Source organism: Psychrobacter sp. GW64-MNA-CIBAN-0177, from assembly GCF_040309585.1.
GTDB lineage: Bacteria > Pseudomonadota > Gammaproteobacteria > Pseudomonadales > Moraxellaceae > Psychrobacter > Psychrobacter okhotskensis.
The window spans coordinates 1-260 of the sequence record NZ_JBEOOY010000368.1; the positions used below are offsets into that span (position 1 = coordinate 1).

A 260-nucleotide genomic window follows, 5' to 3' on the forward strand; every position below is an offset into this window, starting at 1 on the left:
CTATAGCGGTCTCATTATCTTGGATGTGGGCGATGGTGAGCAAGAATTTATTCTTCTAAAATATGCTGATGATGCCAGTATTTATGTGCCAGTGGCGCATTTGCAAGTGATTAGCCGCTATAGCGGTGGCGATCCGGCGCTTGCCCCTTTGCATAAAATCGGTAGTGGAAAATGGGACAAAGCCAAACAAAAAGCACTGGAGCAGATTCATGATGTCGCGGCTGAATTGCTCAATATACAAGCTAGGCGTGAAGCTAAGG

1 protein-coding gene is annotated in these 260 nt (G+C 46.2%); it reads left to right on the forward strand.

Annotated features, from left to right (window positions below; genetic code table 11):
- Nucleotides 1-260 (forward strand): CarD family transcriptional regulator (locus tag AAEY79_RS15480; RefSeq protein ID WP_352289425.1); only part of this gene is annotated, 260 nt, incomplete at both ends.